We start from the raw sequence: 24,141 nt of genomic DNA, 5'->3' as shown, positions 1-24,141 counted from the left end.
CTTTTAATATTTTATTGTCCGTTCGCTAATTCCATATTAAGGCCTATTGTATAGGTCCGCGGCACGGGATAACCGTTAGAATTATCCCTTCCCAAAGAATTCACATTCTCCGGATTTGGGCCGGTATATTTAGAAAAGGTGATTACATTGTTTGTAGAAAAGTGAACCCTTAGGTTATAAAGACCAAAGCGTCTTATTTTTTCCTTGTTGAAATTATATGCCAGGGTTACATTATTAATTTTTAGATACGAACCTGATTCGGCCCATAAGGTCTGATCTTTTCTTAAAGGCTGTATGCTGCCATAACGTGCATAATCGTATGGATTAGGGTATTTTGCAACATCACCCGGTTTGATCCAGATATCCACATCACTTAAGGGCACAACTGAGCTAAGGCCAAAGGGGTTCTGCATAATAGCAAGACGATCTGAGAGTGCGTTGTTCAGTATCGTACGCCCAACCGTATAAGAAGCATATACATTAAGTTGAAATCTTTTGTAAGCAACTGCATTAAAAGAAAATCCACCGACAAATAAAGGCTGTGAATTTCCCGAGATCAGGTAATCATTGTCATCCAGAATATAATCGCCGTTAACATCAAGAAGGTTTGGATCCCCTGCCTGGAAAAAGCGGCCATTGGTTTGGTAACGCAGAGAAGTAACAGGATCGAACGGCACATCTGAATCTTTTGAATACGTTCCTTGATTGATCCTTAGATAATTAGACAAGGTATTTCTTCCCACCCTAAGTACAACGTGTTGTAAGGAATTGGGATCACTGTCTCTGTTGATGAGCTGGCCGTGATATTCTTCTGGAAGCCTCGCAAGAACATCGCGGTTAATAGCGGCATTCAGGTTGAAACTGATATTGAAATTGCTATTCGGATTAGAAGGCCTTAAATTGACCGCAAATTCATACCCGTAATTAATAATTGCAGCATCATTACTCGATACCTTGGTAAAGCCTGATATATCCGACAGAAATCTGTCCGTTACCATGTTATCCACCTTTTTAAAATAGGTATCGAAAGTAAAATCTATCCTATTATTCAATACAGAAAGATCAAATCCTAGGTTGTATTGTAAGGTAGTTGTTGGTTTTAACAAAGGATTAGGTATCCGGTCATAGTTGATCGCAATAGTCTGATTGTCATTGTAATTTCCGTTGATATCGTACCTTCCGAAAATACTTTCCAGGTTGCCTTTCGGACTGATGGTTTTTCCCCAACTCAACCTTAAACTTCCGGCGTTTAGCCAGCTGTATTTTTCAAGAAAAGCTTCTTTCTGGAAATTCCACCGCAAACCTATTGAAGGATTTTTCGCATATCTGTTGTTAATCCCACTGGATGAACTTCCATCCAGGCGGTAAGTAAGGTCTAAAATATATTTACGCTTATAATTGTAAGAGAATGCTCCAGAATAAGAAGCTAAGCGCACATCTTTATAACCTGGAAGGACACCACCACCCGATGAATTAAAGGCACCATAACCAAAAGGTCCCTGAATCTGATCGTTAGGCGTACGCTCTTGCTGAATTATCCCACTCTGTCCTGTCTGCTTAGAGAATTCGTTAAAAAAATTGATAAAAAAATCGTGGTCAGTCCCAATGGTTTTGGCATACTGTAAACTGTTACGGTTATATAGCGTTGATCTGCGGCCCGCGTATCCTTTAACCCTTGTAAAAGAGTTGTTTGCTATAGCAGGCGTAAAAGTATCCTCACCGTCGGAGTAATAGTCATAACTGAGGGACGATCCCAGGTTCAGTCCCTCCAGAAGTTGGTAGCGGCTATCAATATTTACACGCAAATTTCGAGAAGTGGCATCGTTATCAGTCTGCAGTGCAGAAAGTACACCTGCCGACGACTGGAAAAACGAGGGTTCGGGAAGCAGCGATGAGGCCTGTCCGTTCGAAGCTACACCGGTTTGAAGTATACCCAGTCCGTCGCCTTTTTGAGTCTTACCCAGTGCTCCGAACAAACTTCCAAAAAACCTGAATTTGGAAGATGGTTTGTACTCCATATTCATACTGGTGCTATATCTATTAAAACCAGTGTTTTTAATAATACCCTTCTGAGAATAATACGAAAAGTTGGCTTTATAGTTAAATAGATTAGGGTCACCCCCATCAACCGAAAGGTTATGGGTTTGGTTATATGTAGTTTGATAAAAAATTGACTGCCAGTCTGTAGAGTTATCATAATATTTGTTCAAACTATCAGATAAAAATGCAGTAGTTCCAAGCCTTCTGATATCATCGGGATTCAGGGCATTGTTAAGTACCTGTTGAATTTTGAAGTTACGTTCATATACTCCGCCAAGGGTTGACCTTAATTTAGGTGGACTGGAAACAAATGCCTGCACCGAATAACGCACCCGTGGAACCGGGGAATTGCCACGTTTTGTGGTGATGATGATTACCCCATAAGCACCTCTTGAACCATATAGTGATGTTGCCTGGGCATCTTTTAAAATTTCTATGCTCTGGATATCCTCCGGTGGAATAAGCGAAATTGGACTCACCCCTGGACCAGGTGTTTCAAAGCCCATTTCAGATGCCTGATCAGCATCTAAAGGTACCCCGTCAATAATATACAGCGGTGATGCGGATTCTAAAAATGAATCACCACCTGATCCGCCAATGGTCATTGTAGAGAGTCCCCTAATCTGTACGGAGCCCCTAAATCCGGGTGCACCAGTATTATTCTGGATGTTCAGACCTGCAACTTTACCTTGCAAAAGCTGCTCTACATTTGTTACCGGTTGATCGGCAAGATCCTTCGCAGTAATCACCGTTGAGGATCCGGATGATATTTCCTTTGCCCTGCTCACGTATCCCCTTACTACCACTTCATTAAGTGCCTTATTGTCTTCTACAAGTACAACATTCAGTTTATTCTGTCCTGCCGGAACTTTAAACGTCTGCGTAAGATAACCGACATTGGAAAACTTAATAGTGGCGCCCGGAACCACACTAATGGTATATACGCCATCTCCATCAGTTGTTCTGGTGATATTCCCTGAGCTTACCGACACGCCAGGAATAGCCTGCTTTTCTGCTTTATCGGTCACTTTACCGCTTATCAGTATAGCTGTCTGAGAAAATACTTTCAAAAAACTTAAACAGGTAAGCAGGAAAATAATAGGTATTATAATTTTTTTCATATTGTTGAGTATCATTAATCGTCTTCAAACTTTGGGTTCTCATTCTTGAAATGGAAAACTATTTCCCAATCACCTTCTTTAAAAATGGCAAAGTCGATCCCAAAACTGGAAAACTGCCTGATGCCTGATGGGCCTAGCCTTGAATATTCTATTTTGGTTACTGCCCTAGTTCCGTTGGGTGCATAAACTGTAGGAAGCGGTGCAAGAGGAATCGGATAGGCAACATCATACTGAACATATTCATCAGTTTTTTGCATATTAAATGCATGAAGCATCGTTGTCCATTTAGTTTCGCCGAAAAGTTTCGGGTTTAAGGCCACCGAATCCCTGCCCAGCACTTTTATTCTCAGATTATGACCATTACCTCCAGTGAAAGGCCTGATGTAAACCACCAAGTTTTTTGTTGTACTGTTGTTCACCATGTTTTTCTTTGTGCTAACACCCAGCACATTGTTGATGTTCGCCAGCAGATAGTTGATCCCTTTTTTGGTAACCTCATCGGCATAGGCAACTTTCCCACTGTAATAATTGAAATCGTTCGAAGGTTCATACGGACGTTCCCTAAACATGCGTATTTCGAAATCTTTTAACATCATAGTGCCACCCGAATTGGTGACTTTCAGATCAAAAAAACGGGAGTCTTGCGGAAAATTAGAACTATCTGCTGCTCTTGGTTTTACAAGCTCATTACTAGAAGAACCCCAAAAAATAAACTGTCCAGAACCTCGCACCTCGAAAAGCGGATGGTTTTCCAACTTGCGCTTTGAGGCGATTTCTTCTAAAGTTTTTTCAAGACCCGTGTATGGTGCAGTCCATACATAAGTTGGCCGTAGCTGAAATAAATCTGTAACCGGTCTTCCGTTACCAAACCTTGCGTTAACAATCTCTAACTGAAGCGGCAGCGTTGAACTGGCACTATTTAAACTGCCCAATATAAGGGTCCTTCCCAAAATTGGTTGCAGGAGTTTCTCCTTGTAATTGAGATCCGGGCTCAAAAACTCCTTTTCTTCCGGAAATTCAAATATCTTTTTACAAGCGCTAAATAGCATAATAACGGCAAAGAGAAAGAGTATCCTATTATTTTTAAGTATTGACATGTTGTGATCGCTTAATTTGATGATGTTAATTTTTTTTCGGACCATTGATAGAGAATTCGGTGATCTGGAATTTCGTTCCGCTCCTCATCGCACTGAAGGTGATCCTGTAGAACTTATAGGGAATCGTATTATTGAAATAAAACACTCTTTCCATTATCCTGTATTTAAATACCTGATTCAGCTGACTATCCAGGAGGGTCCAGTCTATATTGTTATTGGAACCTTCAAATTTCCATGCCTGAGGATCCCAGTTAACGTTATCATTTCCGGAGATGAGCACATAAGAACCTGCCGCCACCGGATAAGGAAACTCCCACTTGATCCAGCCATTAACAAAATTTGAGGTCACGAACTTAGAATTTCTGTCATTATCAAGTGCACTTGCCATCACCTCTGCTGTTCCCGTACCTAAGTATGAACCTGTAAATGTGCCGCCATATTCCTTGAAATAATTCTCGGGTGGCGGTACAATGGTAATACGGCTAACAAATTTGTTAAAGCCAAATACATGGCCAGCCTCAACAATATGCACCACTCCTGTTTTAGTTTTGATGTTGCTCGAACTCGTAGAAGTGCCTACCCAGTCGCGGGTAAACTGGCTTTTATTGGTGTTAAAAAACTTGATTGTACTTGCCCCGCCCTGAACAAAGCCCGCTGAGGCACCTTGGTCGGTTTCTACATGCATTGGCCATCCAGGTGTACCGATAATGCTGCTGATATTGATGCCATCCTTAGAAGAAAGGTCATCACTGGTTACCTTTCCTTCAATGATATACTGACATACCATCGTATCCAAATGATGGATATCAATCGATGTGATCGATAGCGGTGGCTTTTGAGACAATTTTCTTAAATTGTTCAAACTGGTAAAAGCAAGTTCAAAGCTGGAGTTTGTAACCGCAAATAGGGTAGTCGCTTCTTTACCGCTCGATAATCTTTCTTTTATCCTTTCTTTTTCCGGCTTTTCGAAGTTTAGCGAATCAAGGCGGTTGATGGCCTTTAATAGCGAATCGTAAGTGCCCGGTTTGCTCTGCAGGTAGTTATAGGTATTACCGTCGAATGCTTTATCTTCTACCCCGGCAGCATAATAACCATCTTTTTTACTACAGGAAACAACCAGTATCACCACCACAATACCTAACAACATCAGCGGTTTTGAATATCTACTTAAATTTTTCATATCTGTTCTGATTAATTCCAATAAGGGTTTTGGGTTAATAAACTGTTCTGATTGAGCACTTTTTTGGATATCGGCCAATAAATCCCGCCGCTATTGATGAGATTGGTCATGACTGCTCTTGGTTTGATACGGGTGTAGCGGATCAGATCATACCAGTTATGCCCTTCACCGATGAGTTCGCGTTTTCTTTCTTTAAAAATCGCATCGATCAGATCTCCATTTACATCAATGTTGTAATTGGCAAGTGCTCTTCTTGATCTGATGTTGTTCAACATTTCTGTAGCGCCCGGAACGTCCCCGAGCACAGCTAAAGCTTCAGCCCGCAGCAGAACAATATCTTCATATCGCGTAAATAGCGCTACGCTGGTAAAATACCTGAAATTTGGGTCTCCATTCCCACCCTGAATGGCTTTAATTTTACTGAAAATGGGATACTTGCCGTTAAAGTTGGTGATGTATCGTGTAGAAAGGGCATTGCCTAAAGTATCGATGTTAAACCTTGCATCATCCTGCTCATTAAACAATGCCAAGATGGTATCCTTTGGAAGATAGATATCGGGCATTTTTTTTATCACAACAGGCTCAGCCAGTGTAAGTTCCTCAATATGTCCACTGGTAGATCCATCATTGTGCCCCCACTCTGCATTAAAACCTAAAATATGCCTGTCTTTTCTACCGTTAAACAATCCGCCCCCAGCTACAAGATCATCAGAACCTGTATAATCGATATTGCTTTTTGCCCGGTTATCGATTACGAACTTGGTGTAAACGGCGGTTGAATAATAATCACCCTGCCAGGCCGCAACGTGAGAAAGCACGGCATAGGCAGAATTTTTTGTCGCAAGGGTACCCAGCCATCTGCTATGGGTTTCATTATAATAATTGCCAGGTTGCTGTGGATCGTTACTGCTGTAGATAAAAGGGAGTTTTACAGATGCGGATAAAAGTTCTTCTTCAACCCAGGCCAGTACCTTTGCCTGTTTTTCTCTTGGCAGCTTGTCAAATTGCCCGTCATGTGAACTAATAATCAAAGGAACATCTCCCCAAATCCTGACCATATAAAAATATGCGAATGCGCGAAGGAATCTGGCCTGCGCCACATCGATAGAAAGGTAAGTATCCGAATACCTGGGATCAGCTTTCTTTACATCTCCCACCCGCTCTATAAAAAGATTGGCCGCGTTAACTACCGCAAACCATCTCGTCCAATCAGAAAGTGCATCAAGTGTAGGAAAAGATGCATTTAACGAATTGTTAATAATTGCGTTTAAATCCGGCCGGTTGGGGCTTGTAAACGTCTTTGGCCTTACATCGCCATACAACCAGTGTGCGTTATTGTCTACCATGGCTGCCCTCGATAATGCATATATACCTAAAAGACCAGCGCGAGCGTCTTCCAGTGTATTCCACATGTTTTTTTCGCTCACCGTACGCACAGAATCCACATCAAGCACTTTACTGCATCCGGATAGCAGTATTAAAAATGCCAGGGATGATAATATTATCTTTTTCATCAAAAAAATTATTTGTTCTTGCTTAAATAAATTTTAAACTGAATTACAGCTCTGCCTTAATACCAAAGGAATAGGTACGCGGAATCGGAAGTCCGTAACCGTTATCATATCCATTATAATCGGCCAGTTCAGGGTCACGGCCAGAATATTTTGTTACCGTGAAAATGTTGTTAACTGTTCCGTAGATGTAAAAACGGGTAAACTTTGCTTTTTTACCCACGAACTTGGTCAGGTCGTATCCCAAAGAAACTGTACGCAGTTTCATAAATGAAGCATCCTCTAAAAACAGGGTCTGGTCCAAGCGATAGGCTTCTACCGGGCTCCAAGGGTTATATAACGGATAAAGGCTATAGTCTCCACTTTTTTCCCAGAAGGTAATTTCTTTGACCGAATTGATGTTAGATTGGCCTTCCCGGTTAATAAAATTAAAGCGGTTGGCCATATTTTCATTGATTAGGTCTCTACCAAGGTTATAATAGATATTGATATTGAGGTCAAATTTCCCCAAAGTGATGGTGTTGTTAAAATTCCCGCTCAGTACCGGCAGGGAATGTCCTGTGAATACCTTATCCTGATCATTAATCACATTATCATTGTTCACATCTCTCCATTTCGGATCTCCGGCCTTCATAATGTTTCCATTAAATTTTAAAGGCTGTCCGTTTACAACCGGCACTTCAGCATCGGTAGTATAAATCCCATCATTGATGAATAACCAATAACTATCTATCGGCTGGCCAACTTTGAGCAGCCTCGTACCTTCGCTTATACTCACCTGTTCCAATCCACGCGGTAAAGCCTTTAGTTTATTTTTATTGATGTTGAATGATAGTGAAGCATTCCAATTTGTTCCTTTCGGACGACTTAACACCATAGCATTCAGCACGATATCAATTCCATTATTATTAACCGACATGCCTGGCTCAAACGACTGACTATAGCCATACTCCGAACCATCAGGAATACCCACAAGAAGATTTTTTTCTGTTTTAGTATATAAATCAGCATATAATTTAACACGGTTGTTAAACAGCCCTGCTGTGAAGCCTATATTCAATTGATCTGAATAAGCCCATGGAATTCCATAACCGATCCATCCAAAAGAATATGGCCGTGAAAGCACACTAAAGCCGGTATACCCAGGCACTGTAAGGTTTCCTGTATAGCCTGCGTAAGCAGAGTACTGCGGCCCTTGAGAATAACTGTCGAAACTATTGATCCGGCCAATTCTTCCTGCACCAATTTTTAGTCCCAGTTCTGAAATGGTATTATTTTTTTCAAAAAATTCATTTTTAATGTTCCAGTTTGCCGATACTGTAGGAGAAAAGAACCAACGTTTGGTAGGTTGTGCATTAGATGAGCCATCCAATCTTAAAATAGTAGAAAATGAATATTTATTTTTAAACACATAATCAGCATTACCATAAAATGAGCTGAGGTTATCGTTAGTCCGATCAAGAAAACGGAAAACCAGTTCCGAAGGGAAAGTTCCAGGCCTGTAAGTTTCCCCATCCAGCAGATTAAGTTTAATAAAATCGCTAACCCCTTTATAGGCATAACTATAATTATATTTATATGTAGTCCACTGGGTAGACTGGCCAACTTGTAAATGTATAGCATGATTTTTTTGCGCTATATCGTAAGTTATTACATTATCAAGTATAGCACGTTGGCTATAACCATAATAATTGGAAACATAACTTGTGTTCTGGATTAAAGGCTTTGGAAGGAAAACATCACGATAACCTTCATTATAATCCAAAGACATGCGCGACATGAAATTTATCTTCCCAAAATGCAGCCCAACATTTGCAAAACCTTCGATGATATTGGTTTTATTGTTATCGTAACTGTTATCGTATGCGGCAAGATACTTCCCATATACATCTGCATTAGGGCTTAATGGTGATGTTAAATCCGGAAAATAATTCATCTGGCTGAAGCGGTCACGCAGGCTCCTGTTCCGGTCTCTCTCCACTCGGTTTGCATTCGCCATAACCGAAAAATCCAACCATTTTATAGGCCTCATATTGATTTCGAAACGGGAACTATAACGGTTTAATGCAGTTTGGTCTGCAACACCCTCGTTTTTCAAATTACCCAATGAAAATCTGAAGTTTGCATTTTTCATTCCTGCGGTAATTGACGCATTAAAAGCATATACAACCCCATTTTTATAATACAGATCGTTCCAGTTAGAGGGGCCGTAATAACTGTTGCTTAAAGAATCGCTAAGATATGCCGGATAGGTTTCATCCTTTGAATACCTGCCGTTAGCAGTATACAGATCATAAAAACGTTGCCTGAAAGCATTTTCATATTGGCCGTTGATGGTAGTTACCGAAGGCTTTTGGGCAAAGCCGACATAACTATTTACCTCGATGCGTTTATTAATTTCAGATGGCTTTGTTTTTAACAAAATAACACCATTAATACCCCGTGGGCCATAAAGCGCGGTTGCCTGTACATCTTTCAATATCTCTATAGATGCAAGGTTGTCCAGGTCAATATTTGAAAATATATTGGTAGCTGTACCTATTCTATTAAAATCAAACTGTTGAATATCGAAAGCGTAAGGATGTTCGGTAACCATTGGTATTCCATCTAAAACCACTAGTGGCTGGGCATCATATAGTTCCCTTTTTGATAATAGTGGAAGCGCTGAGCCTCTGATAAACATGTTTTGCACTGTTCCGGGCTCACCGGAAGGTTCTTGAATATACAAGCCTGCGTAATTGCCTTTAAGCGATTGCTGTAGCGAACTTGCCGGAAAAATAGAAAGTGCGGATACTCTAGGCGTATAAGCACTAACTATGGTGTCTTTACTAATAACAGGATGCTTTTTACGAATAGTTACGGTATCAGTTGCTTTTGCATTATTTGTTTTACCGGTGCCTTCCTGTAACTGGGCATAGGTTTGTTGAAAACAGAGTAGCAGCAAAAATACCATCAACTGACTTTGCAGTCGTCGCCTTTTTTTTCTAGAAGAGAACATTTGGTTTATAATTTGGTCAGCACAATTATAGCTTCTTTATGCTTTTTCAGACTGCCGAAACGTACATATTTATGTACAAAATATCCATTCTAAACACTATAAAGCGATATTGATATCATTTTTCGCAAAAAACGTCAAACATGAAGCAATAACACCTAAATAATTACGTTCCCGAGGAATACAAAACTAATTTTCAAACGGATAGGTTTTATTTACTTCTTTTATTGACTGCGTAAAACCCCAAGATCTTGATAAAATTGAATAGCAAATCGGTTTTAGGATCGGGACGAAGCTTTCTATTGATACTACCGGTGGTAGATCTAAGCTATTTAGAATATTATAGAGTAATAACATTAACACGCATTAAAGTAATCTCCAAGCCGATATTTATCAAGTTGATTACAATTTGTAATGCATTGATAATTTGTAGATTGTATTAAGATTTACCCCTGTGCGGGAATGAAGGCCAATATCCTATCAGTCATTGATAGAATGCGTTTTTGCGTGCGTTAACTAAATGTTTTATCTATTCAAGCGGACCAAACAAAAAACTTAATTTTATTTTTTAGATTAAATTACCTCATTTTAAAATGTTCTCTTTCAGTAGCTTTTTTAATGTAAACATGAGGTCTCGGTAAACTAGAAGCTCTTACATTTAAGGTACAGGGAATATTAACGGTACAACATGAATCCGGACTACTTGTATGACTTATCCTTGAGAGTAAAAGCTCCATAATATGTGCAGCAATTTTATCTAAAGGCTGTTCGATTGCGGTAATGGGTGGTGAAATAAATTCAAGCAGCTCAAAATCATCAAAGGAAACTAGGGCTATATCATTTCTGATTTCATCTTTGGCATTTCTTAGCGCGCGTAAACCTTCCATTGTGATGTAATTAGTACCGAAAATCACCGCATCAATATCGGTCAAATGATCTAGAAAGTTTTGGATGCCTTCTACCGTACTTCCGGGGCCGGTATATTTTAATTTTAGTATGTGTTCTTGTCCCCTATTGCTTAAAACAGCTTTCCTGTAGCCTTCAAGCCTATCCATCATTTGCTGTTGTTGCGTTTCTATTGTAATAAAAGCACAATTCCGATAGCCATTTCCGATCAGGTGGCTCGTAGCTTGAAAGGTACTTCCGAAATTATCAACTAGCACATAATCAGCGGCAATATTGGGCAGATAACGGTCAAAAAGAACAACAGGAACTTCAGAACTGATCAATTCTTTAATTTCTTCTTCGATACCTTCTGCAGTTGCGATGACATAACCTTCTACACGCCTTTCAGTAAAAACTCCGATTAAGTCTCTAAATTTATTCTTTTCTATTCCAGTGCTTGCAAAAAGAATTTTATACCCGTTAAGTGCCGCTTTTTCTTCCAAAAAGCGGGCAATACCTGAGAAAAAGGGCATTGAGATATCATCAACCAAAAAGCCTATTGTATTCGATTTCCCTGTCCTCAGGCCTTTTGCAAAAGAATTTGGCCTAAATCCAAGTTCCTCAACAAGTTTCAGCACTTTGGCTGTAACTTTTTTACTGATTGATTTTTCTGCTGCTTTTCCGTTGATGACAAAAGAAACAGTGGTAGTGGAAACATTTAGCCTTTTGGCAATATCCTTAATCGATAGTTTTTCATTCATTGTGAGCGTTTATGAAAAATATTTAACTTAATATGAAAGAATAATTATCTCTTAATGGTGATAATGTTACAAAACATCGGTTACCGGGTATCAACTTCTACTTTACCCCCATTAATAAATAGGTCGTGGCTAACAAAATAATCCATTTTAATGTTTTCTTTACCGTTAACCTTAATGGCAGTCAGATTCCGTCCTTTTCCAGGCTTTGTGATTGTAATAAACTTTCCATTGGCCGTTCGCCAGGTTATTTTATCGAAAAGAGGTGCTGTAACAATATATTTCGGATCAGTTGCAGAAAAAGGATAAATACCCAGTGCACTAAATACATACCATGCCGACATTTCCCCTGCATCATCCATACCCGATAAAGTGATTCCATCTTTAATACCGTAAAGATTATTCATAATGTAATCGAGAAGTTTTTGAGTTTTTTCTGGTTTGCCAATAAAAGTGTAGGAAAATGGTGCTTCATGGTCGGGCTGGTTTCCCTGGCAATATTGACCGATCATAGTCTCTACGTTCCTGGCAATATATTTTGCGTTCCATGGCAAGGTAAAGAATGAATCTAATTTAGATTCGAAACCTTTCGGCCCGCCATATAATGCAATCAAACCTTCCATATCGTGTGGCGCATAAAATGACACCTGCCACGCATTTGCCTCACGGTACATATACTCATAATATGGATACTGCGGATTGAAATTTTTCACCCAATCTCCATTTTCCAACCTGCCACGCATAAACCTTGTTGAGGGATCGAACATGTTTTTATAATTTTTAGATCTGGCCATTAAAATCCGGTAATTGCTGGTATCGCCAAGTTTTTGAGCAATCTGGGCGAGGGAATAATCGTCATACGAATACTCTAGTGTTTTGGATACACCTGCTTTTGCTTTGGTTTCGACATGTGGATTGGTAATATCCGGATCTGATATATATCCTTTTTCGATATATTCTTTAATATGCGGACGGGCACCGCCAGCTACATTGGCATTTCTTAATAAAATCTGATAAGTGCCTTTGATGTCGAAATTATCAATTCCCCGTAAATAAGCCCCAGCAATGGAAGAGGCACCATGGTCGCCATGAAAAAAAGTTGGTATAAAACCGGTTTTATCGCCAACATCTTTCATTGATTTAATTACGTCCAAGGTTACTTGTGGTGTTACCAATCCTAAAAGTATATCTTTATTCCGGTAGGTATCCCAGAGTGAGGGCTCTGTATAATAATTGAAATCAGATTTTGCTATATTCCGCTTTTTGTCCTTAAACTCTCCATTTACATCGCTTCTTAAGGCGGGCCACAAAAAAGAACGGTAAAAACAGGAATAGAACATCTGCTTTTGTTTCTCAGTCCCACCTTCGACTTTAATTGCCGACAAAAGATTTTCCCAGATTTGATTCGCTTCTTTACGAACGGTATTGAAGGTTTTAATACCTATTTCTTTTTCTAGGTTTTCTCTGGCATTTTCTGCGCTTACAAACGACAACCCGATTTTAAGTTCCACTGCACCACCACTACCATCAGCTAAATGAACAATTGCATAACCGCCAGGGCTACCTTCATTGGTTTTTTCGAGCTTCTCAATCTTGGTATTTAGACGGGCGTAGAAATAAACATTTTCTCCGCCTTGAAATCCTTTTAGCGCAAAATCTCCATCCTGGCTGATATTCCATGTTGAAACCCGGCTGTTCGCTTTTGCCAGGTCAAACAGAATCTGCCTGTCCTTGTTATCTTTAAATTCATATTGATGGAATCCGCATCGCAATGTAGAAGTTAAACTCACGCTCACTTTATAATCATCCAGGTAAACCTGGTAGAAACCGGGCGAAGAACTTTCTTTTTGATGGGAAAATTTTGAACCAAACTTACCCTGTGGATTGGAAAGCGGCAATATTGGTATGTTGCAGAGGTTCCAATGGCCTTTGTTGGTATGGGCAAACCCTAAAATCACCGAATCTTCGTATTCGTAACCAGCGCCTGAACCAAATTCGGTTATCGGACTCAGCTGGACCATGGCATTTGGAAGTGAAGTACCCGGAAAAGTAAGCCCAGCCCATGAGCGCCAGCCTTTAGGCAACTCGTAGCCCAATATTTTAGGATCGGTAAGCGGTGCCGTACCTACAAAAGTGTTCACATAACGGGTATATTCGCCCGTTTGGCATTTGGCATATCCCGAAAAAAGCACTCCCATTAACACAATGACCAGGAACTTATAATTTTGAATCTTCATTTTTTTCTAGCTTATTAGTTTTAAACCCCCAAACCGGCATACTTAAAAAAACCGATCAGGGAAATAGCATATTGCGCTTTCTTTACCGAAGGTTTCTTTTTGATCATGTTCTGCCTATTTATTGTCAAACTGATGGAAAGCAATGCCAGGATAAGTGTTTTCTTCATTTTTAAATTTTATAGAATTTTCAGATAATATTTGGTTAGCAATCTGATATGCAAATTACTGAACTGAAGTTTCAAACAACCGCCCATATCGTTCGTTTTTTTTGCCATTTTATACATAAATGATGTGATTTTGATAGCTAAGACGCATATTCCAGAAGGCCAGGGGTTATATTGACTGAAGGTCCTAATGAAATAGATAAATTTACAACAGAAAGGTTCAAAAATTTCTCCATCACGGTCGAAATGCTCACCCACTACTCTGGGCAATACCTCATTAAAAAACATGCCCTTTTTTTAGAGGGCATGTAGTTGAGAGCATAGGTAATATTTTATTATTTTTAGGGGCACTTACTGTTATTTTAGCGTGTGCTATAAAATTCTTTCATGATATACCAAGCTTTTTTCTTTTCTCCCTGATCAGAAAGCAGGCCTTTGCGGTTCCAACCATTCTGGAATTTAAGGTTCATACGAAACGGTGTCCTGAAATCAGCTAATATCCATGGACAAACACCAGCTAAAAAAGGAATTTTTTTAAACATGGTGATATTATCTTTATACAGTTGCTCTTGATATTCTTCGCTCCATATTCCCATATCATCAGCTGGCCCGTGCTGTCCGTAGAGTGCTTCTGCACCAAATTCAGACATGATTACGGGTTTGTTGAATTTACTTTCCCACACTACATCCCCAGGTTTTGATGGCCACCTTGCATACCAGCCCATGTACTTATTCGCAGCCAGAACGTCAAGAGAATTGCTTAGTTCGTCATCGATGATAATTTTATTTCCATTATATTTAAAATGATCAAAAGCCGAAGAGACCAGTCTGGTAGAATCGAGGTTTCTGCAGATTGAAGCCATTTCTTTTAACACTTTATTCCGGTCAGGTGAGGGTGCGGTTTCATTGGATAAACTCCAGATGATAATCCCGCAGCGATTTTTGTCTCGGCCCACCATCTCATTAAGCATGTTCTTTGCTTTGCCAAGTAATACAGGGTCGTTAAAAGCTATTCCCTGCCATACTGGAATTTCTTCCCACATCATCAGGCCCATAGCTTCTGCCATTCTAACGGTATGTTCATTCTGCGGATAATGTGCCAATCTCACGAAATTACAACCCAGGTCTTTAGCCCATTTTAACAATTGTTCCGCATCAGCATCGTTGGTGGCACGCCCTTGCCGTTGTGGTATCTCTTCATGAAAACTGATCCCCTTTAAAAAAATCTTTTTCCCGTTAAGTACAATCTCTGTTCCTTGTACCTGAATGGAACGGAAACCGATACGGTCTTTAACGGTGTCGGTATCGCTGAAAATATTGACATCATAAATTTTTGGGGTTTCCGGAGACCACAAGCTTAATCGGGCTTTGATATCGATCAGAGCAAGTCCATTTTCATCAGTCTGAAACTTACGGTTGATTTTAAGTTCGGGAATACTTATCCTAACGACGGCATTTTTTTTGGTCTGTCCTTTTAACTTAACCCAGCCTTTTATTCTGTCCATGCTATTTTTCTCAAGCTGGATAAAGTAATCGTCGACATAACTTTCTGCGCTCTCTATCAGATAGACATCACGGGTAATCCCCCCATAATTCCACCAATCGAATGCCATTGCAGGTATGCCATCCATCTTGCGCTGGTTGTTTACCCGCACAACCAGGTCATTGTTGCCTTCTCTGATGGCTGAGGTTACATCAAATTGAAAAGGGGTAAAACCACCTTCATGGCAGCCAAGTTTCTTTCCGTTAAAATAAACTTCGGCCTGATAGCTTGCTCCACCAAAATAAAGGTAGGCGCGGTGGCCGTCAGTTTTATGGTAATTAACCGTTCTTCGGTACCAGATGGTACCCTCATAGTATTTTAGTTCGGGTTGTTGCGAATTCCAATCGCCAGGTACATTTAATGTTGGCGTATCAAATCTATATTCTCTAAAACCATTTTTATTATAAGAGGTATCGTTTTTTGAAATGTCATTGCCTCGATTATACCAATCGGTAATTACCTGCCACTTACCATTGAGGTTTTGTTTGGAACGGCCCATAACATTACCCATGGGCAATTGTGCCATGCACATCTGATTTAAAATTAAAAAGGTGATGATACAAGCCAATGCTTTTATTTTACTGTTGTATTTCATGATGATAGCTACTGCTGATAAACACGGATCGCTTTAAAATTATTTCTGAAAAACCAAAACCATTCCAGGTGCTGACTGGTCGCCTGGAGATGCCGCCGAAAGGCCAACTTTATCGATTAATTTCCCGGGAATGGTGATTTTATTTCCTTTAATTTTAATCTGTTTGGTAATGTCCAAGGGGAATTCGCCAGCAAGATCCTGTGCCAAAACTTTAGTGAAAGAACGTAATTTAACAAGCTCCAAAGTTAGCGTATTGTAATGTCCAAAAATTCCAAAAGGTTGATCTAAATTTTCTACTTCCAAGGTTACATCAGCTCTTGGTGTAAGATAATTACGATCTATTGTACGCCCAATAGCCGCGATTGCCACCGATCCGTTAGGATACTTTGAGGCGAGTATGTAAGGTTTTAGTTCACCTTTTTTAACTGAAACAACTGGTTTCTTAAGGCCTCTGGTAATTATTGCTGGTGCCTGCCATTCATTTTTATAACCTTCTTTATCATGAGATTTCAACCAGGTTTCTTTACTTTTCATGGTCCAATAGTCATGAAGCAAGGTCGTATCGATGGCGAAATCTGTTTTATTGATTCCAAATGGAAGCGCTATCCTATGCCACAACACTGCTCGGATTTCCTCATCCAGGCTTTTCTTCAGATCTCTTCCTACTGGAGGGAAAGCATGATCTTGAGCACCATTTGGTAAATTTCCAATAAAGGGATGGCGCATGATTCCAATTGCACATCCCAGACCAACCGCGATATAGGGCTCATCTTCACAATTGATAATACTTTCAGCTTCACCTTTGGGTAAAGCGGTCAATAATTTTGCTACCCGGTCTATTGTGTGGGGAACTGAAATGATATTTTCAACGTCATAAGTCCGGTAAACAACAGCAGTAGCCATTGTAGCAGGCGTCATTGCTTGTTCTATAATCAGATCCGGCGCAGTTTGTTTACCTATTTTTGTTAACCAGGTTCTCCATTCAGCGCTTTTAGAATCCTTTCCCCAATCAACTTTCCAATAACTTACACCGGCTTTTTTCATCCAGTTTAATCGCTCAGTCCAGTAGGTATCGTTATCAGCCATTTGGAATTTTGGGGCCTGTTGCGCGCAGATCCATAGGCCAAGGCCTTTCCATCCAAGATCTTTTGTTTTTTTGGTTAATTGGCCCAACCGTTGTTCTGGCGTAAGGTCTTTTAACGATGGAAAACGTTCTGAGTCAACAATTAAACTTCCATAATAACTTTTGTCGCCGTTTAATGGGGTATCCCACGCATCATCCAGTACCAGATAAAGATCCTTGTGTAATCTTGAGAACATATTTGCCCACCCTTCATATTTGCCATTTCCGAAAACATTTTGTTCGTTCATGGCTTTTCTCATCACGGGAGAAGATTCGTAACTTGTTACATATCCCTGCACATTCCAGATACAAAAATAATCGGGAGCCTCAGATGGCTTAGCGGGAACCAAAGATGGTTCCTGCTTTTTCTGACAGTAGCCAGAAATATAAAAAAGACATGTTAATCCAAATAATAGTAGTTTTTTGCTCATTAATTTTAGCTATTAAGTTATTTTTATGGTTAGGAGATTGGAAAATATTTAGCCCCTTTTATATATTATTTCTTTCACAAAGAACATGATTAAGCCCAGATCCTGATTGTTGAATTGTTCTTATTTTTATACCTTTTATCCATTTCCTGTTTGATAACCGGCTCACTTTTTCAGTGATTTAATAAATTGCATCGGCGATTGGCCATAATGGTTTTTAAATGCTCTTGCAAAATTCGAACTACTTTGCAGTCCGATCCGATCAACCACTTCGGTCATCGATACATCTTCATGTGTCATAATGTTTATTGCCTTTTTTAAACGGATTGTTCTTATAAACTCGCCCACCGATAAATCTGAAACACCTTTTATTTTTTGGTAAAGTTTTGTCCTGCTGATGCAGAGGTATCTGCATAAATAATCGACATCCAAATTGGGATCCTGAATGTTTTCTTCAATCACATCTAGGATTTTTTGAAGAAATTCTTTATCCTTTTCAGTCCGCACAAGTTCTTTGGCTTCAACAAGATAACCTCTACTATATCGTTGTTTTAGCTTTTCGCCCTGCTCAATAATATTCTGAACGGTTAGGAACAGCAGTTCCATATTTAAGGGTTTCCCAAAATAATAATCGGCACCCGATTCCATTCCTTCAACTTTTGATCCCAGCGTATCTTTAGCCGATAGTATGATAAAGGGAATATGGCTGATTTCAAACTGTTCTTTTACCGACTTACAGAAAGTGATGCCATCCATTACAGGCATCATCACATCACTAACAATTAGGTCAGGAACCTGCTCAATAGCGATTTCGAGCCCTTCCAAACCGTTTGCTGCTTCGTAAATATAAAAATGTTTTTCAAATGTTTGCCTTAAAAAGAACCGCAGCTCTTCATTATCATCCACAATCAGAATCCGTTTTTTATTTCTTAAATCTTCCCGGTCATGATTAGTTTCTAATAAAAGTGGTATTAAAATTGAATTGTCTACAGGCTCTAGCTGAGGGGCTAAATCTCCTTCCAAAGACGTCACGCCTGCTTCAGCATAATTTTCTTCTCCCCACGGAATGCCAACAATAATTTCGGTGCCTTTATATCGCTCGCTATAGAGGTAAATATCACCTTTATGCAATTGGGTTAAACTTTTCACCAGTGCCAAACCAATTCCCGATCCGAGCTGATCTCGGCTGATGCGGTAATAACGATCGAATATTTTGTGGATAGCATCGCCTGAAATACCGATACCAGTATCGCCCACCGCAAAATAGATATATTTTTTTGCCCTATAGTCTTTATTTAACAGCTGAAATTCGTTTTTAAAGGATGGTTTATATTGCTCAAGGTCAAAAAACACCTCAAACGATACTTCGCCTCCAGCCTCTGTATATTTAAAAGCATTATTCAACAGGTTAAAAAGGATTTTTTCAAGAATAGGCTTATCAAATAATCCGACGAGCCTTTCGGCTTGTTTTGTACCTGTATGATCTATAAGTTTAAAATTAATGTCTTTTCCATTTGCTAGTTCCTGAAATTCGGAAGCAAGACCGGTATAAAAATCTCTTATCGCTAGCGGCTGTACATTTAGCTTGATAATATTATCGAGCGTTTTTTTAAAATTCATCAATTCACTAAGCAGGTTCATCAAACGTTTGGTATTCCTTAGCATCAATTGATAAGAATTGCTCAGTTCCGTATATTTATTCTTGCTAACCAATTGCTCCAATGGTCCTAGAATTAACGTTAATGGTGTGCGGAACTCGTGAGAAATATTGGTAAAAAACTGAAGTTGTTGTTGATAAAGTTCGGTACGTTGCTGATGCATTTCTTCTCTTTTTTGCTCGTTCACCGCACGGAGTTCTATTTCTCTTTTTAAAAGATGCCACCTAGATTGATAAACATAAATTCCGGCCAGACCAGATATGGCTAAAATGGAATAAAGTGCCTTTGCAAGATCTGATTTCCACCACGGCGGAATCACGGTGATATTTAGTTCTGCCTTACTTTTCCCCCATATACCATCAATATTAGTGGCCTCTAATGCAAATTTATAATTACTATAGTTCAGGTTGCTATAGGCTGCAGTTGGATTATGGCCATCTGTATACCTCCATTCTTTATCGAAGCCGATCAATTTATAACGGTATTTACACTTTAGTGGGTTTGCATAATCCATTGAAGAAAAAGAAATAATGAAATTATTCTGCAAATGGCTAAGCTCCAGATCATGTGCATAGGATATGGCTTCTTTGATTGAATTTTTCAGAGAATCAGATGCAATTAAACCCGGTTTTTGATTATTGATCAAAATATCTGTCAATACCGGCATTGCCTCTATTTTACTGAGGCGGATCTGGTTGGGATAAAAATAATTCAATCCATTAATCCCCCCAAAGTATAGCCGCCCGTCTGCCCCTTTAAATGACGCATTATTTTTAAAGCTATTGCCCTGCATCCCATCATTCTTATCGTAACGAATCAATTTCTCAGTTTTGGGATCAAAGCGCAACAGTCCGTTTTCGCCCATCCAGATATTGCCAGCATGATCAATTTCCATACTCTCAATATCATTGAAAATACCGTTCTTGGTACCGTACCGTTTAATGGTGTAGGCATTAGTTTTCAGGTTTACCGTTAAACGGTTCAATCCGCCACCGATAGTGCCAATCCAATAGATTCCGTCGGCCTGTTTGCAAACCGGATAGATATAATCGGAAGTTAATGAGTTTGTACCAGATGATGCCCTGTACCGGAATGTGTGTATAATATTTCCCCTTTCATCAAACAATACCCTTTTTAAGCCATTTGTGCTTGAAATAAACATCTGTGGCTTACTTTCATCAGTTAATATAAAATAGCCTTCATCATAATATTTTACCTGGTAAACTCCTTTATCGTCTTTCCAGATTACGCCAAAACTATTGGCATGGTTACCAAACCAGATATTTCCATAACAATCCATCGATAAAGTTTCGATAACATATTTCGGAAATTTTTCGTAGCCTTTGGGTTTCCAAAGTGCTCTGCCGCCAGGTTTTAGAATATCAATACCTGCACCGCCGCCAACCCACAGATTATGTTCCCTATCAAAGGTTAAGCAAATTACCATATCACTTTTCAGTTTTACAGCAGAATTGGCCGTATTATAATATGTGTATCGCTTTGTAGCAAAATTGTACAAGTTTAAGCCATTTGCTGTTGTACCGATGTACAACTTATTTCCGTCTTCTAGTATAGACCGGATGTGGTTGCCAGAAAGGGAATTAGCTTCGCCCCGTGTTCTCCTGATGGTGTAGAACAATTTTTGATTCAGATCGCAGTAATTAATGCCACCGCCAAATGAGCAAACCCATAAACATTGGGAACGGTCTATAAAAATTTTTTCCAGAGATCGCGAATTAAGACCATTCAGCGAGCTTTCATTGTCAACTTTTTGAATAAAATTCAAGTCTTTATCCAACCGGAGCAGTGCTGCACCTGTATTTACCCAATAATCCATTTGGCCACCTTGCCTGATATCTCTGATCGAGCCATTTCCAGCAAAACTTTTATGTAATTTTAAGTTTTGCTCTTTTAAGGCCAAAAAAACATTATTGTTATCCGAAAGCAGGAAATTACCCTGACTATCAATAAAAATATGCGATAGCGCAGTTGGAATGCCGGCAACGGCGATTTTTTTAAATATATTGTCCTGATCAAGTGCCCATAGGCCATTATTACCGGTTAGGTACAGTACGCTTTTATAGAAAAAGAAGTCCGAAAAAAATGTTCCCCGAGGCATAGACAACCGGTCTTCTAGAATACTATCGCCGCTAATTTTGTATACCCTTAATATATTCCCGGTAAGGGCATAAAGCTTATCACCTTGTGGTTTAACCAATTTAGTTATGGGAGGTGCTACATATTTTGCCAGGTGCTTAAAGTCTAAATATCTTTCGGCTTTTGGATCAAAACATTGTAAGCCATCTTCGGTACCTAGCCAGAGCCTGCCGTTTTCATCACTACAGATACTCCTTACCCTATTTTTAAATGCATTATGTACAGGTTCGTTTGTATTATAGAATTTTTTTATTGCATAGCCATCATATCTGCTGATCCCGAAATAAGTTGCAATCCAAATAAAACCTTTATTATCCTGAGCGATATCGTTTGCATCCGTATGCGAAAGCCCTTCATCAACTGTAAGGTAATTGAATTTCAACGGAATTGGCTGATTCTGTGCACTGGAAAGGGTAAAATGAAAGACAAAAAGAAAAAACAGAAAAAGGTTTTTAGATCTACTCATCATTTCAAATAGTTTTTTTGAAGGTCATTAGCGTTAATCTGACTTGGGTTTGGTTTCGGGAAAAAATTTTGCTTGTTTTAAGTGGAAAGTTTCTGCTTGAATGAGAACATGGTAAACCACTAGCTGGTATGCTGGAGAAAACTTCATGTTCATTTTAGTATTTGGTTATGATTAGGGATGGGTGATTTCCTATCTACAAATTTGGATATAGGATTTTGTATTTGGCCGGTTTTATACGAGTCCTCTAAAAAAATCAAAGCACACACAATCGCAACTAACTATAAAACAAATACTTAAAAAAAATAAACAAAGAAAAAATCTAAGACGTATTTATAGTTTACATTTAATTAACCCATAATTTACAAGAAAATTTGCGGATGGCAGCCATTTTCTGAACAGTTTAACCACTACTATTACCCTTTTAATTATGACAATCACCAAGACAAGTAGAGCATCATCTTATATGGCAAAATCTTCCAATATGGAAAGCATTTTCTTGGACAGGCAAAACATATCACCCAAGATAAACGCAATATTTAATTTCAGTTTCTTTTAGTTGTAATCCAGAAAACTGGACTTAAGCATGTATATAAAAGTTATAATTATAATAATTACCCCTAGATTTTCGGAAGCAAAAAATACGACAAAACACTGTATACAAACGACTTAACAATAATAAGATTTTGATTTTTCTAAGCTCGATTTCGAACAGGACCAGAATATGCAGCAAATGCACAAATTTGCATCATCATACAACCACAATGTAAACTAATAACCAAATATTAACAACACAGATGAGACCAGATTTCCCCCTGATTAGTGCTTCAACAAGCTTCGGATTCAAAAAATATTTCACTTTACTGATTTATATTTCAGTAACTCTTTTATGCCAAAGCAGCCTTCTTTTTGGAAAAACACATAATGTAGTTACGGAATATGGAGCAGACCCGACAGGCTTGAAATATTCAACAGTTAATATTCAGACAGCAATCAATGCCTGTACCCCAGGGGATACCTTACTGATCCCAAAAGGAACTTTTTTAATTGATAACGGGCTTAATTTGAAATCAGATCTCACCGTTAATCTTGTAAAAGGGGCATTAATTCAGGCCAATACCTTACATATCTGGGTAAAAAACAGGAGCCATATCATTAATGGTGAAAATCTTAAAAACGTGACTATTACCGGTGGTGGCAAAATTGATGGCGGTGGCCTGGTTTATCCGCGGGGCGACTACGACCGCCTAAGGCCAGGACGTGGGATTAGATTTTTCATGTCAAGCAACATTACTGTCCGCAACATACAGGTTTATAACATTCCAAATTTTGCAGTCGACTTTGTAAACTCCAAAAACCTTACAATTGATTCACTTATCATCCGCGGACGTGGCTTTTTCAACCTAAAAGGATCGTCGGATGGGCTTGATATTGAAGGTTGCACCAATGTAGACATCTCCAACTGCAATATTGAGGTTGGCGACGATGGACTATGCATTAAAACCAGTTATGAAAACCGAGACTTTCCATGCAGAAACATCCGCATCAAAAAGTGTGTGTTGGCTTCAACCTGTAATGCTTTTAAGATTGGAACAGGTACCCTCGCTGATGTTTACGATATTTTAGCAGAAGATATCATCATAAACAAACACTCCAACCCTGGTGTGGGAAATCCGGTTCCAACAGGTGACTGTATTTCAGCAATTGCGATCGAAAGCAATGACCGCCATCACGTTTACAATGTTATCTGCAGAAATTTCACCATCAATAGCTGTTATAATCCAATATATTTTGCTTTACAGAACCGAAAGGAAAATAATCCTCAAGGCGTAATGGGAAAACTCAGTAACATTGTATTGGAAAACATAAATTGTATAAAATCAGTATCGCAGCCAATTATTTTTAACTGGCAATGCGATGGGGCAAATAAAATAAAAGATATCACGCTCAAGAATGTTGTTATCCACAATTTCGGAACAGATGCAGGAGCCAATTTAAGCTGCATGAACGGCAACTACCCTGATGCGAACAAAAATGGAATAGCAAATTCGTACGGGATATGGGCCCGTGGGTTAGACGGACTAAAGCTGATTAACTGTAAATTTTATGATGATGGTGGCAGTAAACGGGAGAAATTTGTATTCGACGCAAGTGTTGAACATGTTGAAACCAATGCAAAAAGATAA

12 protein-coding genes are annotated in these 24,141 nt (G+C 39.2%); 1 reads left to right on the top strand and 11 read right to left on the bottom strand.

The window, feature by feature from the left end; all coding sequences use genetic code 11:
* Positions 1-11 precede the first annotated feature (11 nt).
* The 11 genes from R2R28_RS01470 to R2R28_RS01420 form a co-directional block, all read right to left on the bottom strand.
* Positions 12-3,161, bottom strand: coding sequence for a SusC/RagA family TonB-linked outer membrane protein (locus R2R28_RS01470; RefSeq protein ID WP_316823930.1), 3,150 nt, complete (start codon positions 3,159-3,161; stop codon positions 12-14).
* A 14-nt stretch (positions 3,162-3,175) separates the two neighbouring features.
* A complete protein-coding gene (locus R2R28_RS01465; RefSeq protein WP_316823929.1) occupies positions 3,176-4,258 on the bottom strand; it encodes a DUF5007 domain-containing protein in 1,083 nt (360 codons plus the stop codon).
* 25 nt (positions 4,259-4,283) lie between these two features.
* Positions 4,284-5,438, bottom strand: coding sequence for a fasciclin domain-containing protein (locus R2R28_RS01460; RefSeq protein WP_316823928.1), 1,155 nt, complete (start codon positions 5,436-5,438; stop codon positions 4,284-4,286).
* A gap of 11 nt (positions 5,439-5,449) precedes the next feature.
* Positions 5,450-6,952 carry a RagB/SusD family nutrient uptake outer membrane protein gene (locus tag R2R28_RS01455; protein ID WP_316823927.1) on the bottom strand — a complete coding sequence of 501 codons (1,503 nt, stop codon included), beginning with the start codon at positions 6,950-6,952 and terminating at the stop codon, positions 5,450-5,452.
* 43 nt (positions 6,953-6,995) lie between these two features.
* A complete protein-coding gene (locus R2R28_RS01450; protein WP_316823926.1) occupies positions 6,996-9,947 on the bottom strand; it encodes a SusC/RagA family TonB-linked outer membrane protein in 2,952 nt (983 codons plus the stop codon).
* Between the two features lie 575 nt (positions 9,948-10,522).
* A complete protein-coding gene (locus R2R28_RS01445; RefSeq protein WP_316823925.1) occupies positions 10,523-11,590 on the bottom strand; it encodes a LacI family DNA-binding transcriptional regulator in 1,068 nt (355 codons plus the stop codon).
* Between the two features lie 80 nt (positions 11,591-11,670).
* Positions 11,671-13,824 (bottom strand): GH92 family glycosyl hydrolase, encoded by a 2,154-nt coding sequence (locus R2R28_RS01440; RefSeq protein ID WP_316823924.1) that lies wholly within the window; start codon positions 13,822-13,824, stop codon positions 11,671-11,673.
* A gap of 20 nt (positions 13,825-13,844) precedes the next feature.
* Complete coding sequence (locus R2R28_RS01435) at positions 13,845-13,991, bottom strand: hypothetical protein (RefSeq protein WP_316823923.1); 147 nt, start codon at positions 13,989-13,991, stop codon at positions 13,845-13,847.
* A gap of 359 nt (positions 13,992-14,350) precedes the next feature.
* Positions 14,351-16,126 (bottom strand): glycoside hydrolase family 2 protein, encoded by a 1,776-nt coding sequence (locus tag R2R28_RS01430; RefSeq protein WP_316823922.1) that lies wholly within the window; start codon positions 16,124-16,126, stop codon positions 14,351-14,353.
* 39 nt (positions 16,127-16,165) lie between these two features.
* Positions 16,166-17,680: a hypothetical protein gene (locus R2R28_RS01425; RefSeq protein WP_316823921.1), complete on the bottom strand. Its 1,515-nt coding sequence runs from the start codon at positions 17,678-17,680 to the stop codon at positions 16,166-16,168.
* Between the two features lie 162 nt (positions 17,681-17,842).
* Positions 17,843-21,961 carry a two-component regulator propeller domain-containing protein gene (locus tag R2R28_RS01420; RefSeq protein ID WP_316823920.1) on the bottom strand — a complete coding sequence of 1,373 codons (4,119 nt, stop codon included), beginning with the start codon at positions 21,959-21,961 and terminating at the stop codon, positions 17,843-17,845.
* Between the two features lie 791 nt (positions 21,962-22,752).
* Between R2R28_RS01420 and R2R28_RS01415 the strand changes: the two genes are divergently transcribed.
* A complete protein-coding gene (locus tag R2R28_RS01415; RefSeq protein WP_316823919.1) occupies positions 22,753-24,141 on the top strand; it encodes a glycoside hydrolase family 28 protein in 1,389 nt (462 codons plus the stop codon).

It is taken from the genome of Pedobacter miscanthi (assembly GCF_032678605.1).
Taxonomy (GTDB): Bacteria; Bacteroidota; Bacteroidia; order Sphingobacteriales; family Sphingobacteriaceae; genus Pedobacter; species Pedobacter miscanthi_A.
Note: the sequence above shows the minus strand (reverse complement) of the source record. Positions and strands in the feature narration are given on the sequence as shown.